Genomic DNA, 15,126 nt, shown 5'->3' with positions numbered 1-15,126 from the left:
CGGACCGAACGGGTCAGGCAATCATGCCTCCATGACAGCCTCTTCCGAGACAACGGACCTTCAGCCGGGTGACCGGGCGCCAGCCTTCACGCTTTCCGCCTCAGGCGGGCGCACCGTCAGCAGTGCGGGCCTGAGCGGGAAGCCCTATCTGCTTTATTTCTATCCGAAGGCGGATACGCCCGGCTGCACGACGCAGGCCTGTGATCTTCAGGAGGTCCTGCCGAAGTTTGAGGCGGAGGGGCTGACCATCATTGGCGTCAGCCCGGACCCGGTGGCGAAGATCGAGAAATTCGCCGCGAAATACGGTCTGGAGTTTCCCCTGGCCTCGGATGAGGACCATGGGGTCGCCGAGGCTTACGGAACATGGGTCGAGAAATCCATGTACGGCCGGACCTATATGGGAATGGAGCGCAGTTCCTTCCTGATCGACGGCGAGGGCATCATCCGGCATGTGTGGCGCAGGGTGAAACCTGCAGTTCATGCCGAACTGGTGGCCGAGGCTTTCCGGGATCTTTCTTCGGACGCCTGAGGGCTCCACCAGAAAAACCTTCATGAGGGAGACAGGCCGGAAACGCGCCGATGACCGTCTATGGCCGTCCCCGATTCCCATCGCCCCCCTTCCAGACGCTTTCAGCCCTTCCGTCCCGGTCCGCAGTTTGCCCGGCATCTGCATGTCATGCGGTGGGTCGTGCTGGTGTGTCTGGCTCCGGTGGCGCTTACCGCTGCCGTGGGCAGTATTTTCCTGTGGAAGCTGGCCCATGGCCCGGTGGACATTACGCGTGTTTCGCGGCTGGTCGAACCGGTGGCGATCGCGGCTGGCAAGCGTCCGGGGCATCCGGCTGGCCGGCTGAGCTGGGAGCAGTTGCGTATCCAGTGGCAGCCGAGTGCCGCCGGGGTTCCGGCCGGGCTGGTGCTGATGGCGCGTGGGCTGAAGATCACGCGGTTTGACAATCTGATCGCCGAGCGCGCGGACGAAGCGGATGCCGTTCTGTCCCTGAGTGCGCTGTTCGAGGGCGTGATCGCACCCCGGACGCTGCGTCTTTATAATGCCACCCTGGCCCTGCGCCGTCTGCCTGATGGCGATGTGGATCTGGATCTGCCCGAGCAGAAACGGGGTGGCCGTGGTGTGCCGACCCGGCTGGACCGCCTGCGTGCCGTTGATATCCACAATGTCTCCATCACGCTTGCCGGTCTGCCACAGCAGCGGACGGCGGTGATCGGGCCGGTGGACATGCAGGCGCGCCGCATCCGCGTGGCCCCGCGTTCGCGGGATTTCGTCTGGACGGGAACGGGACACGCCGCCATCGCGCTCGACGGGTTCCGGACGACCCTGACGGCGCAGGCGCGGCAGGTGGGGACAGTGGGTGAGCTGCATCTGGGGAGCACGCCGTTCGAGCCCGCGCAACTGGGCGCGTTCAACCCGCTGGCTGCGGCATGGCATGTTCCGGTATCGGTGGAGGCCAGCGCGACCTTTGTGCCGCATGGCATGGATGAGCAGCCGTCGGATCTTGTGCTGAAGCTGTCACTCGGCGACGGGCAGGTCTTTCAGAAAACCGCCGATCCGATCTATCTGCATGCAGGGCAGGTGAGCGCGCATCTGCGGATGGACCGCCCCGGTCTGGCGGGTGCTGCCACGGTCGAGGTTCCGTCCGCGGAGCTGGATGTGGCGGATGTGGCCGGAGACCTGACCCATGTTCATGCGTCGGCCAGTCTGAAGCTGGATGATCTGCAGAAGCCGAAAGTGATGGACGGGGATGCGGAGGCCGGACTGGACGCTGTCCGCTTTGCAACACTGGGCACCATCTGGCCGGCGGCCATCATCAAGGGCGGCCGGCGCTGGATTTCGAAAAACATCACGGACGGGACGGGACGGGATCTGGACGTCAGGGCCCATCTGCACAGCGACAGCGGGCCGGACGGGATCATGCCGGTTTCGGTTCAGGGGCAGTTGAGCGGTCATGGACTGACGGTTCACTGGCTGCGCCCCGTTCCGCCTGCAACGGGGCTGGAGGCTTCCCTGCATTTCGATGGCCCGGACACGCTGGTCATTGATCTGAGCAAGGGTGTGCAGTCCACTGGGGTCAAGGAAAACGTGCTGCTTCCGGATGGGGAGATCCGGATCGGGGACCTTTATGCCAAGGATCAGACCGGGGATATTTCCACGCATCTGACGGGGCCATTGCAGGGGTTCATGTCGGCGCTGGCGCATCCGCGGCTGCATCTTCTGGCGCGGCATCCGCTGCCGTTCACGCAGCCTTCGGGGATGGTGGATGCGCATGTGCGGATGACGCTGCCGCTTGTTGCGCATATTCCGGACGGGGCGCTGCATGTCTGGACGCAGGCCACGTTCTCCGGCGTGCATCTGGGGAATGTGCTGATGGGGCAGCCGGTGGATGGGGCATCGGGGAAGATGTCCGCCACCGAGGACGCGCTGGACCTGACGGGGGACGGGCGGCTTGCGGGGATTCCCACGCATGTCGTGCTGCATGAGAACTTCCAGGGCGGGGCGCCGTCGCGGGTGTTGCAGACGATCGATGCGCGCTCGGTTCTGGACCCGCAGTCCGCCGCGAAGGCGCGGATTGCGCCGGGTGGTCTGTTTGACGGGCATGCGGTGCTGAATGCGCATTTCGTGCAGCAGGCGAACGAGACGTCTGATCTGAAGCTGTCGCTGGATATGGCGCAGGCGGCTCTGACCGTGCCGATCTGGGCCAAGCCGCTGGGTGAGCCTGCGACGGCGATGGTGCATATCGGGTTCCAGAACGGGCGGATGTCGGTTCTGGACGGGTTGCAGGCGCATGGGACCGGGCTGTCAGTCGCGGGGCGGGGTGTCACGCATGCGGGTAAGCTGACGGGGATCGTGCTTGAAGGTTTCCGCATTGGCCGGACGGAGGGCGATGCGCGGATTGCCCTGCCGCAGAGTGTGGAGCAGCCGATCGGGGTGACGGTCGATGCCGATCCGCTGGATCTGGCGCCGATGTTCGCGCCTCATCCGCCGACACAGGCTGCTGCATCGCAGGACGGTTCCGGCGGTAAAAGCGCGTCCATGGGCGATAACTGGTCCATCAGCCTGAATGCGCCGCATGTCTATTATGGGCCGAAGGCGCAGGTAGGGGGTGTCGTCTCGCAGATCGAACTGCGGAACGGGCGTCTGACCTCGGGGCGGTTTGCGCTCGATGCGCCGACGCGGGTGCGGGCCGTTCTGGCCGATACGGGGCGCGAGCATCCGTTCGTGCTGGATATCGACAATCTGGGCACGCTGCTGGAGGGGCTGGGGCTGTATGACCGTATCCGGGGCGGGCAGACGCATCTGGACGGGGTCTTCACGCCGGATGAGACCACTGTGCGGAAGGTGCCGGAAGGGCGGAATACGAAATCGGCCGGGTTATGGGGCGGACTGCCGCCGTTCCGCGGGCATGTGGAAATGGGGCCGTCCCAGTTCCTGCGGCCGCCGCTGAGCCTGACGGCGGTGTCGGACCTGTCCCCGCTGCACTGGCTGACCAATCATCTGGACCGGTTCGAGATCAGCCATCTAGCGACACGCCTTAGTCTGGCGGGGAACCTACTGGTGCTGCATGACGGGGTGATCGGCAATCAGGCGCTCGGGGCCACGATGGAAGGGCCGATCGACCTGACGACATCCACGCTGAACCTGAACGGGACGATCGTGCCGGTTTTCGGGCTCAATGCGCTGCCCGGACGGCTGCCGGTTCTGGGGCATCTGCTGTCTCCCGAGAAGGGGGGCGGGTTGCTGGCGGCGACCTTTGAGTTGCATGGGACGGTGGAGAAGCCGGATCTGTCGGTCAATCCGCTGTCGATGCTGCTGCCTGGCGTGTTGCGGCGCGTCCTTCATTAAGTCCGCGCCCGGGGTTATGCTCCGGGAACGTGAGGCCGGGGATTTTCCTGACCGGCCGGGCTCCCCATGTTGGAGGGGCAGACCTTCTGATGATGCACCGGGGAGCGGGAGACGCCAGTGACCGACATGACAGATCTTTTCGGCGGCGCTCCGGAGGCGAACCGTACGCAGGCTTCAGGTCGTGTGCCGCCCCGTGCGCCGGAAAATATGCGGCAGGGCCGTCCGATCGAGGCGCCGCAGGTACAGCGCCGTCCGCCTTCCCGGACGCAGCCTCTGGCGGATCGTCTGCGGCCGAAGCGGCTGGAGGATGTGCGGGGGCAGGACCATCTGCTCGGGCCTGAGGGCACACTCACGCGGATGCTGGCGCGGGGCACGTTGTCGAGCCTGATTCTGTGGGGCGGTCCGGGGTGTGGCAAGACGACGATTGCACGACTTCTCGCCGGACGTGCCGGACTGTTTTATTCCCAGATTTCGGCCGTTTTTTCCGGCGTGGCGGATCTGCGCCGGGCGTTTGAGGAAGCCGACCAGAAACAGGCCGCGACGGGCAAGGGCACGCTGCTGTTCGTGGACGAGATCCATCGCTTCAACCGCGCGCAGCAGGACGGATTTCTGCCCTATGTGGAGCGCGGAACGGTGGTTCTGGTGGGTGCGACCACGGAAAACCCGTCTTTCGCACTGAATGCTGCGCTGCTCTCGCGGTGTCAGGTTCTGGTGCTGAACCGGCTGGATGATGCGAGCCTTGAGAGCCTGCTGGTGCATGCGGAAGAGGAAGTCGGTCGTCCTCTCCCGCTCGATCCGGAAGCGCGGGCCAGTCTGCGGGCCATGGCGGACGGGGACGGGCGGTATCTGCTGAATATGGTCGAGCAGCTTGTGGCGCTTGATCCGTCGAAAGTTCTGACCCCGCGCGATCTGGCGGCGATCCTGTCGCGCCGGGCCATCCTGTATGACCGGGATCGGGAAGAGCACTACAATCTTATTTCCGCGCTGCACAAATCGCTGCGGGGCAGTGATCCGGATGCGGCTTTGTACTGGTTCGCGCGGATGCTGGAGGGTGGGGAAGACCCGCGCTACATCGCCCGGCGCCTGACCCGGTTTGCGGCCGAGGATGTGGGGCAGGCCGATCCGTCCGCGCTGCCGATGGCCGTGGCGGGATGGCAGACCTACGAGCGGCTGGGCTCTCCGGAAGGGGAACTGGCGCTGGCGCAGGTTGTGGTGCATCTGGCGACTGCGCCGAAATCCAATGCGGTCTATACGGCCTATAAGGCGGCCCGGGCTCTGGCGCGCGATACCGGCAGTCTGATGCCTCCGTCGCATATTCTGAATGCGCCGACGAGCCTGATGAAGGATATCGGCTACGGCAAGGGCTACGAATACGACCACGACAGCGAGGACGCGTTTTCGGGTCAGAACTACTTTCCGGAAGGGATGCCCAGAGCGTCCCTTTATCATCCCACGGACCGCGGACATGAGGGGCGTATCAGAAAACTTCTGGACATGCGGGCCGCCAAGAGGGCATCCCGCGAACCATGACAGTTACCAACCGCATCGTGACCGAGGATGAGGCCGATATTCGCCTCGACCGCTGGTTCAGACGTCACTACCCCAATCTGACGCAGGGCGCGCTTCAGAAACTGTGCCGCAAGGGACAGATCCGCGTGGAGGGAGGGCGTGTTCAGACCAACACACGCCTGATCCCCGGACAGAGCGTTCGCATCCCGCCGCTGCCGGATGTGGACAAGCCCGCTCCGCTGCCACCACCGGACCCGATGCTGGCGCGCGAGATCCGCAAAATGGTGATTTACGAGGACGAGCATCTGCTGGTTCTCGACAAGCCGTCCGGTCTTGCGACGCAGGGCGGTCCGGGCATTACCAAGCACGTGGATATGATGCTCGATGGTCTGCGGCCCGAGGGTGGGGACCGGCCGCGTCTGGTGCACCGCATCGACCGTGACACGTCCGGCATTCTGCTGATCGCGCGGACACCGGGTGTGGCGGCGAAGCTGGCGGCGGCGTTCCGTGGTCGCGATGTGGACAAGACGTACTGGGCCGTGGTCGTTGGGCGGCCTTCGCCGGAATCCGGCATCATCGACCAGCCGTTGGCGAAGATCGGTGCGGGTGGTGCGGCTCTGGTGATTGCCGCCGAGCGCGGTGAGGAAGACGCGGCTTCGGCCAAGACGGACTACGCGACCCTCGATGCGGCTGGAAAAAAGCTGAGCTGGCTGAAGCTGTCTCCGCTGACGGGCCGGACGCATCAGCTTCGCGTGCACACCGAATCCATTGGCACGCCGATCCTTGGCGATCCGCGCTATGGCGGGAAGGCTGCGCATCCGGAAGGGTTCATCGACCGGCTGCATCTGCATGCGCGCCAGCTTGATATTCCCCATCCCGCCGGTGGCCGCCTGATCGTGACCGCACCTCTGCCGCCGCATATGCGTGAGACATTCCGCACGCTGGGCTTCGTGCCGGGTGAGACGCCTGCGCCCAAGCGCGTTCGCGGCGGAAGCAGCAGCGCAAAAGGCCGGGGGCCTGCGAAATGAAGAAGCTCACCGGCGCTCTGATCGCCGTCATCGTTGCCCTTGTTGGCGTGAGCGTGGCCACGCATTTCCTGATTGATCAGGACGCGTTGCGCGAGCGTGTGGCTGTGGCGCTGAAGCACCAGACGGGGCTTTCGATGCAGGTCCGTCATTCGTCGGTGCAGCTTTTGCCCTGGCCCGCTTTCGAGGCATCGGACGTGGTGCTGACGCGTGATGGGCAGACGCCGGTTCTGAAAGCCCATACAATCCATGCCGGGATTGCCGTTTTCGCCCTGCTGCACCGTGAGGTCCGGTTTCAGGATTTCGTTATCGAGAAGGCGACGCTCAATCTGGTGCGCGGTCTGGACGGGCAGGCCAACTGGTCTCTGACGCCGGACCGCGAGGGCGAGGATGCATCCCTGCCGGTTCGGGGGCAGAGCGGCCAGCGGATTCACGCGCACTGGGACCTGTCTCTGGACGGACTGCATCTCACGCAGACCGCTGTGCTCTGGAATGACCGTCTGACCCGCACCAGCGGATCGTTCGATCTGGATGTGCTGGATCTGGCGGGTCTGCGCAGTTCCAGCCCGTGGATCAGCCTTCAGGGGCATCATGCCGGGACGCCGTTCACGGTGAAGGGGCATGTTGGCAATCTGTCGCAGATCCGGGGCACTCAGCCCTGGGCGTTCAGCATCGGGACGACGCTGGGTGACGGCGAAAAGCGCGACTGGCTCAATCTGGACGGGCGGATTGGTAACCCGTCGCAGATGCAAAACGTGGTGCTGACGGCGCAGGGCGAGTGGCCCAATCTTCAGGACGCGCATCGTTTGTTCCCGCATGCCAATCTCCCGGATGTCCCGGCCCTCGGTGGGGATGTTGCGGTTCAGGGGAGTCCCGGGCCGCTGACGGGTCTGGATGGGAGCGCGCTTCTGCGGCGGGTTCTGGACAGCATGACGCCGACGCGGGTGCATCTGCATGCGGGTCATGTCGGGCTGCGTCAGGGCGGGTTGCAGAACCTGCATGTCGATTCCGCGGGGCCGGATGCGCCGCTGACCGCGACGGCGGATACGCAGTGGCGGGACACGGCATGGCATGTCGAAGCCGGGGCCGGGACGATGCAGCAGGCTCTGGCAGGATGGCGGGATGGGTTGAAGACCGCGGTGCCGCTGACGGCGGAGCTGCGGAGTCAGGCGGCACTTCTGTCCGGGGCGCCTGCGCTTAATGCGCAGGATAATGCACGGCTTGCGGTTTCGGGAACGATCGGGGCGGAAAGCGGGCATCTCACGGCGGAGGGCAGCGGCAAGACCCTGCATCTGTCTGGTGCGGTGCTGCATGATGTCAGTTTGCATGGAACACTGTCGGGTCATGACCGCGAGAGCATGACGTTCGACGGGCTGACATTCGGCAGTCAGGAGCTTTCGCTGGATGGGGCTCTGACGCTGGTTCTGGGGCATGATGTGCCGCCGGTGGTGAGCGGCAACCTGCATTTTGCCCGGGTGGATGTGGATGCGCTCAAGGGGCTGTGGCTCCAGCCCGCGCCGGCGGCTGCTCCTGCTCCTGCGAGCCCGTCGCCTGTTTCGGGTGTGGTTGTGCCGAAGCCTGTGTCTCCGCAGAACGACGGCCCGGTTCCAATCGTGCCCGATCATTCTTCGGTTGCTTCGACGCCTGCCTATCCGACGCCATCCTGGGTCAAACGGTTGCGGGCGCAGGATGTGAACCTGCATCTGACCGCGGATCATGTCGTGTTTGCAGGGCGTGAGTATACCGATCTTGCAACGCGGCTGACGCTGTCGGGTGGGCATCTGCGTCTGGACCCGATTTCTGGTCAGGCCCAGGATCTGCCCCTTTCGGGGATGGCGGAACTGGATGCCAGTACGCTTCCGGTGACGGGGAGCGTGACGTTCCAGCCGCTTGTCCTGCCGGCCGGGCTGGTGGAAAAACAGCTTGGAATGCCGCTCCTGCTTCAGGGGCCCGTGCAGGTCGTGGGGCAGCTTTCGGCCAAGGGCAACAGTTCTGACGAACTGCGGCAGTCGCTGGACGGGCATCTGGGTATCTCAATGGTGGATGGCCAAGTGCAGAGCGAACTTCTGGGGCAGATGGCAGGGTCTGCGGCCAGTGTGGTTCTCGGGAAAGGGGGGCGTTCGCTCCGCTGTCTGGGGCTGCATATGAATATTGCGAACGACGTCGCCCATATCGACACGCTGGGGCTTCAGTCCGGCCGTTTCTCCACATCGGGAAGTGGCACGGTGGGGCTTGGGACACAGGCTCTGGATCTGCGCCTTCTGCCGGTTGTGGATTTTGAAGGGGCGGGGGCATCCACGCCGGTCGTGCTGACGGGGACGCTGGGTGCGCCGCATGTCGAGCAGGATCGTGACGCGGGCGGCAATTTCCATGTGACGATCGGCGGGGACAGCACGGCTGCCGATCCCTGCACCGCGCCACTGGCTGCGGCACGGGAAGGGCAGGCGGGTCCGGCTCCTGCGCCCGTGAAGGAGCATCATTCGAAGGCCGGGGACATCCTGCGGGCTCTGGGGGTTCTGCATTGAGCGGGCACAAGCGTTTCTGGAAAGCGGTTTCTGTCGCGCAGGAGAACGGGCTGTTCGAGCCGCGTCTGGATGGCCGTCCGATCCGCCTGCCGCAGGGAAAGGTTCTTGCCGTCCGTTCGTCTGCGCTGGCCGAGGCCATTGCTGGTGAGTGGGGGCAGATTGCGGAAGGGGCGTCCTTCACGCCGGATTCGCTGCCACTGACGCGGATGGCGGGGACGATGATCGAGCGGATTGCGCCCGATCCGCAGGCTGCGCGGGGCATGCTCCTCGGACTCGGGGTGGATGATGGGCTCTGCTACTGCGAAGACGGGATCGGGCCGGTTGCGATGCAGGTTTTTGCCTGGCTTTCGGGTTACAGGATTCACCCGAGTGTAACCGACGGTCTCATGCCGGTTGTGCAGCCCGAAGGGTATATGGAGGCTCTGGCGGGGCTTCTGGCACCGCAGGGCGATCTGGAACTCGCGGTTCTTGGCGTTCTGGCGCAGGCGACGGGCAGTCTGCTTCTGTCGCTTGCGGTCGTGGGAGGCGCTGTCAGCCTTGTGGATGCGGTGCTCTGGGCCAATATGGACGAAAAATCCCAGCTTGCGACCTGGGGACAGGATGATGAACTCGTCCGCACCATGGAAAACCGCGAGAAGGATATTCTCGATGCGGGCATGTTCCTGACACTGGGGCGGCAGGTTTCGATCTGAGAGGAAAATGCCCTGAATGGGGCATGATCTTGCCATATTCGGGGATCATTGAAGCTCCTGCCATGTGACAGAACGAGATGATTGGTGACTCGCCCCAGCCGGGGATCGGGCGCTATCTCCGGATCTGTCGAACACTGTCAGAGTCGAGGAAGAGATGTCCGTATCCGTTCGTAAGCCCCTGCTGCGTCACATGGGTACCCGTGTCGTGAAGACCTGCTCCATCGGGGCGTGGCTCTTTCTCGCTGCGACACCTCTGATCGTGGTGGTCTGCGCCATTCACGGCTGAGCCGCTGCACAATCGAATATGAAAAAAGCCCGGCGTCCTTTGGGAGGGCCGGGCTTTTTTTGTGGCTGTCAGGCCCGGAGTGTTCAGTTCGGGGGGCTGAGTGCGGGCTCGGGAAGGATCTGGGTTGCCCGGTCCGGAGAGGTCAGCCAGTTCTGCCAGAGTTCGTAGGTCCGCTCTTCAGTGAGTTTCAGGCGACAGGACAGTTCCATGGACGTCCTGATCGTGTCGTCTGACCAGCGGCTTGCGACGGCCTTGCACTCTGCTTCACGGAAAGCCCACCAGGCTGCTTCGCCTTTGCGGAAATCTGCTTGTGTCCGGGCCGCGAAGCCTGGACCCTGCATCCGTCGCAGGGCCGTTTCCGTATGTCGCTTCAGTTGCGCCTCAGCTTGGGCCAGGCGGGAGCTGAAGCAGGATTGAATCTGCTGCGTCGTTTTGCCGGAGCAGACCGGAGCCGCCAGTGCCGGCTGGGCCAGCAGCAGGGCCGTGACGCAACAGACAGGCAGGTGGCGGATCCTCATGGCGGTGCTCCGTGTACGGGCGGTGAAATGAAGGTCAGGCTTCTCCGGTATCGGGAACCATAATGCTCACTGTGGCGGTGGCGGCAATGCCTTCCTCGCGGCCCGTGAAGCCCAGACGCTCGGAGGTCGTGGCTTTGACCGAGATGCGGCTGACACTGACCTTCAGCAGATCGGCGAGGCGGTTGCGCATGGCTTCGGCATGCGGGCCGATCTTGGGGCGCTCGCAGATCAGCGTAACGTCGGCATTCACGAGGAAGCCGCCACGCTCGCGGATGCGCTCACCGGCATGGACGAGGAAGCGGGCCGAATCCATGTCCTTCCATTCGTTGTCGGACGGTGGGAAGTGGCGGCCGATATCGCCCTCGGCCAGCGCGCCGTAGATGGCGTCGCACAGCGTGTGGATGCCGACATCGGCGTCGGAATGTCCGGCGAGGCCCTTCGTATGGGGCACCTCGATGCCGCACAGGATCAGCTTGCGGCCTTCCTCGAAGGCATGGACGTCATAGCCCAGTCCGACGCGGGGCAGCAGGTTCCGGTCAATCACACCTTCAAGACGCATCAGGTCCTCCGCAACAGTCAGTTTGATATTGTCTTCCGACCCTTCGACGATCGCGACCGGATGGCCGGCCTGTTCGAGCAGGGCGGCATCGTCGGTGCGGGCATCACGCAGAGTGCGGTGAAGTTCGAGCAGGGTGCCGAAGCGGAAACCCTGCGGGGTCTGGGCGCGCCACAGCCCGTCACGGGGGACGGTATCGACGATGATGCCGTCCGTGGCCTTCTTGATCGTGTCGATGACGGCGACGGCCGGGATCACGCCCTCATGGGTCTTCAGGGCGTTGATGACGTTCTGCACCACTTCCGCCGGGACGCAGGGGCGGGCGCCGTCATGGACCAGCACCAGATCGGGCGGTTCGGGCAGTTTCGCGAGGGCTTCGAGGCCGTTGCGCACGCTGTCATGGCGTTCCGCGCCGCCGCTGACGGGGGGTAGGATATCCAGCCCCTTGAGGCTGTCGGCCAGCAGGGGGTCGTCGCCCACGGGCAGGAGCACGTCCACATGCGGCAGGAGGGCTTCGGCGGCTCGGCGGATGACGGGTTTGCCCCGCAGCATCCGGAACTGCTTGGAAGAATTTTCCCCGCTCTGCGAGGAGGCGTCAAAGCGCCGGCCACGACCGGCGGCGAGAAGGAGGGCAGCGATACGCATGGGGGAGGAATGGGCCGGGACGGCGGGAACGTCAAGCTTGTGTGACTGTTCTCCTGCCTGTCCGTGCGGTCCGCCCACGGCCGGTCAGTGCACCAGTGTGCTGTCGTGGGGGCTGTCGAGGCTGAAAACGGGGATGCTGACGTCAAAGCGGTGGCCCGAGCGTGGCTCGACCATGTGGTAGGTTCCGCGCATGAAGCCGGTCGGCGTCGTGAGCATGGCGCCGGAGGTATAGTCGAACTGTTCCTGCGGGCCGATCACGGGCTGTTCGCCAACTACGCCATCGCCGTGAACATGTTCCTTGCGTCCAAGCCCGTCCACGATTTCCCAACTGCGGGAGAGGAGCTGGAACGTGTCCTTGCGCTCGTTCTCGATGCTGATGTGATAGGCCCAGGCGTATTGATGGTCTTCGGGATGGGACTGGTCGTCCAGCCAGAAGGTCCGGACCGTGACCGTCACGTCGTCCGTGGTTTCGCTGAAGCGGGGGGCGCTTTCCATGGCTTCGGCGAGTGCCGTTTCGGGATCGGCATGAAGATGGGGGTGGGATGACTTGTCAGGCATGAGGCCATTGTAAAGCCATCCCGGGGATTTGTCAGGAAAACTTATGCGAGGGCCGCAACGGCCGCCGCACCGCGCTTGAGATCATCGATCAGGTCTGCCGGATCTTCCAGACCGACGGAGAGGCGGATGGCGCCGTCCGTGATGCCGAGACGGGCGCGCTCCTCTTCGCTGACGCGCATATGCGTCGTCGTGGCGGGGTGGGTGGCCAGGCTGCGGGCGTCGCCGAGATTGTTGGAAATCGCGATCACCTTGAAGGCGTTCATGAAGGCGAACGCGCCCTCACGACCCCTGTCGACCACGAAGGCGACCATGGAACCACCATTGCTCATCTGCTTGCCCGCCAGTTCATGCTGCGGATGATCGGCGCGGCCCGGATAGCGGACCTGAACGATTCCCGGCAGTTCGGCCAGTGCATCCGCCACGGCGGCGGCGTTGCGGGCCATGGCGTCCGTGCGGAGCTGGAGCGTTTCCAGCCCCTTGAGCAGGACCCAGGCGTTGAACGGCGACAGGGCGTTGCCGGTGTTGCGGGTGAAGGGCTGGAGGGTCTCGCTGATCCACTTGCTGGAGCCGAGCACCGCACCGCCGAGGACGCGGCCCTGTCCGTCGATATGTTTGGTACAGGAATAGACGATCACGTCTGCGCCGAGCTTGAGCGGGGACTGGCCGAGCGGCGTTGCGAACACATTGTCCACGATCAGCAGGCCGCCGGCCTTGTGCGTCAGATTGGCAATGCGGGCGATGTCGAGAACATCGAGCATCGGGTTGGACGGACTTTCGATCAGCACGGCGGCTGTCGGCTTGGACAGGGCGCGCTCCCAGGCGTCGTAATCCGTGCCGTCCACAAGTTCGGTCTCGATGCCGTAGCGGGGCAGGAGGTTGGTTACGATCCAGTAGCAGGAGCCGAAAATGGCGCGGGAGGCGACGACGCGGTCACCGGCCTTTACAGACGACAGGATGGCCGAGGAGACGGCACCCATGCCGGTGGCGGTGGCGACGCAGGCTTCGGCGCCTTCGAGAAGGGCGAGGCGCTCCTGAAGCGTGTCGACGGTCGGGTTGCCGAAGCGGGAATACTGGAAGTGTTCGACGTCGCCCGTGAAGGTGGCGGCGGCCTGTTCGGCGCTGTCATAGACGAAGCCGGATGTTAGGAAGAGTGCTTCGGACGTTTCACCGAACTCGGTACGGTTCGGGGCTTCGTGCAGGAGACGGGTGGCTGTGCGCCAGTTTTCTGAAGACATGATGTGTCCCTCCATAAAACGCCCTGTTTGTGCAGGGCGCATGTGGCGGGCCGTGGAAGTCCTGGGAATCGTTCGATAACGACGCAGGGCCTCTTTAGCGCAATTCTTTAACCTCGCCGCAAGCCGGCCGCTCAAATCACGAGGGTCAGGCACGCCATGACGTTTCTGACGGAGAGGACTATGAGCCGTATTTCGGTTTTGCGTCAACACCTTGGAGACGGATTGCGAAGGGATCGCGAAGCGGGTATGCTCAGGCCAGAGCGCGGGCGTAGTTCAATGGTAGAACGGCAGCTTCCCAAGCTGCATACGGGGGTTCGATTCCCCTCGCCCGCTCCAGACTTCCTGAAAAATCGTTATTATTTGGGCATCGGCGGTGCGCTGAGCGTGTCCTGATATTCCCTGCCGTTCCAGATCCAGCGGTCGTTCGGGCCGACGAGCAGGTCATGCATGCCCTTGTGGCGCGTGGGGAGGACGGAGATGTCGCCGTTCACGGAGTCCAGAACCGTGTTCCAGGTGTCGTTATGCTTCAGATAGACGGACGTCGTGCAGCCTGCGGAACCGCAGAGGCGGGCGGACTGGAGCTGCACAAACAGGGCTTCGTCATTCTTGCCTGAGGATAGCGGAGCGGAGCCGACGAGCACGACCGGCTGGTCATGATGTTTCGCCGCGTCCTGAAGATCGTCCGCGTTCAGTTTGCGGGCGTCTTCATCCAGCTTCGTTCCCGGATGGGCCGTGAGGATGACAGGCGCAGCACTGGCCGACTGCGATAGGTGCCGCGTGTGATGGCGGGTTTTGCCTGTCGCGGCACTGGCGCAGGCCAGCGTGCCGGGGAGCAGGAAGGACAGGGCCAGAACCGCCGCAGGGCGGGAAAGAATCTGCTGGATCGACATGAGACCTGTCATAACACGAAATTGAAGAAGAACATCTCTGAAGGTTCGGGTGTCATTCGTGGCGGAGGGTGACCACCAGTACGTCCCGATAGGCGGGTTGTGACGGATCAACAGGCTGGACGGCCGTGACGCCGTGATAGACGCGATGGTCGTCCACGATTGCGGCATCAAGCGGATTGGTGAGTGTGAAGGAGCCGAGCGGTTCCTTGCGCATGTCGTGGATCGTGGTGACACCCTGTTCCACATTGTGGCGGGCGACCATGAGGACGAGCACCCAGTCCACACCGTCGCGGTGCAGCCCTTCCGGAGTGGGGTGTCCCTCGTTTCCGGGACGGGCCTCGATGCGGAACTGATGCACCTCCACATGCCAGACCGGCGGTTTTTCCTTCGGCGGCGTCAGGGCGTCCGCAATCCGGGCGACGGTCCGGATTGCGGCCATCATGGCGGGGTGGGCGGCGATGGAATCCGTTACGGCGGGGAACCAGCGTTCGATGCCGCCATTCAGCAGGTTGTAATCCCGGCTCTGGTAGTGAGGCTGGTGCTTCTTGCGGGTGATGGTGTTGGCCGTGACGGCGAATGTCGCATAGCGGCGGCGGCGGTAACGGCCACCATCCGCCATATAGCGGTCAAGACCCAGATGGTTCCAGCTTTCGGCAAAACCCTGCCAGTCGGTCAGTCCTTCATGTTCCAGAAGGGGTTGCGTGGTTCTGGCCTGAAGGAAGGAAAAACCCTTTTCCAGCAGCGTGTCTTCGATGCCGGTCAGAACCTTGTCAAAGGGCGGGGGGAGATCGGTAGGGCTCATGGGTTCTCGGATCGGGGGACGCAGGATCTGGT

The 15,126-nt window shown here is 64.2% G+C and carries 13 protein-coding genes, 1 tRNA gene and 1 riboswitch; of the genes, 8 read left to right on the top strand and 6 right to left on the bottom strand.

Annotation, left to right across the window (positions count from 1 at the left end):
- Positions 1-31: 31 nt before the first annotated feature.
- From bcp to ABF859_RS08950, 7 genes are all read left to right on the top strand, one after another.
- On the top strand, positions 32-529 hold the full coding sequence (bcp, locus tag ABF859_RS08980) for a thioredoxin-dependent thiol peroxidase (RefSeq protein WP_415527423.1): 498 nt from the start codon (positions 32-34) through the stop codon (positions 527-529).
- Positions 530-589: 60 nt separating this feature from the next.
- The gene (locus ABF859_RS08975; RefSeq protein WP_415527422.1) at positions 590-3,853 is read left to right on the top strand and encodes an AsmA-like C-terminal region-containing protein; all 3,264 of its coding nucleotides are present in this window, start codon (positions 590-592) and stop codon (positions 3,851-3,853) included.
- Positions 3,854-3,979: 126 nt separating this feature from the next.
- Entirely contained in the window at positions 3,980-5,383 is a 1,404-nt protein-coding gene (locus tag ABF859_RS08970) for a replication-associated recombination protein A (RefSeq protein ID WP_415527467.1), read from the top strand.
- Positions 5,380-6,390: an RluA family pseudouridine synthase gene (locus ABF859_RS08965; RefSeq protein WP_415527421.1), complete on the top strand. Its 1,011-nt coding sequence runs from the start codon at positions 5,380-5,382 to the stop codon at positions 6,388-6,390. The genes ABF859_RS08970 and ABF859_RS08965 overlap by 4 nt, the downstream gene beginning before the upstream one ends.
- A complete protein-coding gene (locus ABF859_RS08960; RefSeq protein ID WP_415527420.1) occupies positions 6,387-8,912 on the top strand; it encodes an AsmA family protein in 2,526 nt (841 codons plus the stop codon). The genes ABF859_RS08965 and ABF859_RS08960 overlap by 4 nt, the downstream gene beginning before the upstream one ends.
- Positions 8,909-9,604 (top strand): ATP12 family protein, encoded by a 696-nt coding sequence (locus ABF859_RS08955; protein WP_415527419.1) that lies wholly within the window; start codon positions 8,909-8,911, stop codon positions 9,602-9,604. Before ABF859_RS08960 ends, ABF859_RS08955 begins: the two co-directional genes overlap by 4 nt.
- A 154-nt stretch (positions 9,605-9,758) precedes the next feature.
- Positions 9,759-9,890, top strand: a complete 132-nt coding sequence (locus ABF859_RS08950; RefSeq protein ID WP_265589045.1) for a hypothetical protein — start codon at positions 9,759-9,761, stop codon at positions 9,888-9,890.
- Between the two features lie 83 nt (positions 9,891-9,973).
- On the opposite strand, the gene ABF859_RS08945 is transcribed toward ABF859_RS08950, so the two are convergent.
- From ABF859_RS08945 to metZ, 4 genes are all read right to left on the bottom strand, one after another.
- On the bottom strand, positions 9,974-10,408 hold the full coding sequence (locus ABF859_RS08945) for a lysozyme inhibitor LprI family protein (protein WP_415527418.1): 435 nt from the start codon (positions 10,406-10,408) through the stop codon (positions 9,974-9,976).
- 34 nt (positions 10,409-10,442) lie between these two features.
- The gene (locus ABF859_RS08940) at positions 10,443-11,609 is read right to left on the bottom strand and encodes a bifunctional 2-C-methyl-D-erythritol 4-phosphate cytidylyltransferase/2-C-methyl-D-erythritol 2,4-cyclodiphosphate synthase (protein WP_415527466.1); all 1,167 of its coding nucleotides are present in this window, start codon (positions 11,607-11,609) and stop codon (positions 10,443-10,445) included.
- Positions 11,610-11,693: 84 nt separating this feature from the next.
- Complete coding sequence (apaG, locus tag ABF859_RS08935) at positions 11,694-12,167, bottom strand: Co2+/Mg2+ efflux protein ApaG (protein ID WP_041111971.1); 474 nt, start codon at positions 12,165-12,167, stop codon at positions 11,694-11,696.
- A gap of 41 nt (positions 12,168-12,208) precedes the next feature.
- Positions 12,209-13,402 (bottom strand): O-succinylhomoserine sulfhydrylase, encoded by a 1,194-nt coding sequence (gene metZ, locus ABF859_RS08930; protein WP_415527417.1) that lies wholly within the window; start codon positions 13,400-13,402, stop codon positions 12,209-12,211.
- A gap of 73 nt (positions 13,403-13,475) precedes the next feature.
- Positions 13,476-13,555, bottom strand: a riboswitch (SAM riboswitch).
- Positions 13,556-13,664: 109 nt separating this feature from the next.
- Between metZ and ABF859_RS08925 the strand changes: the two genes are divergently transcribed.
- Positions 13,665-13,738 (top strand) — tRNA-Gly (locus ABF859_RS08925).
- 20 nt (positions 13,739-13,758) lie between these two features.
- On the opposite strand, the gene ABF859_RS08920 is transcribed toward ABF859_RS08925, so the two are convergent.
- Both ABF859_RS08920 and ABF859_RS08915 read right to left on the bottom strand, forming a co-directional pair.
- Positions 13,759-14,292, bottom strand: coding sequence for a hypothetical protein (locus tag ABF859_RS08920; protein WP_415527416.1), 534 nt, complete (start codon positions 14,290-14,292; stop codon positions 13,759-13,761).
- Positions 14,293-14,344: 52 nt separating this feature from the next.
- Complete coding sequence (locus ABF859_RS08915; protein WP_415527415.1) at positions 14,345-15,094, bottom strand: 2OG-Fe dioxygenase family protein; 750 nt, start codon at positions 15,092-15,094, stop codon at positions 14,345-14,347.
- Positions 15,095-15,126 lie beyond the last annotated feature (32 nt).

This window comes from Gluconobacter sp. (assembly GCF_047722525.1).
In the GTDB taxonomy this organism is placed as follows: domain Bacteria; phylum Pseudomonadota; class Alphaproteobacteria; order Acetobacterales; family Acetobacteraceae; genus Gluconobacter.
The sequence above is the reverse complement of the archived record's forward strand: the minus strand, read 5'-3'. Positions and strand labels throughout refer to the sequence as shown.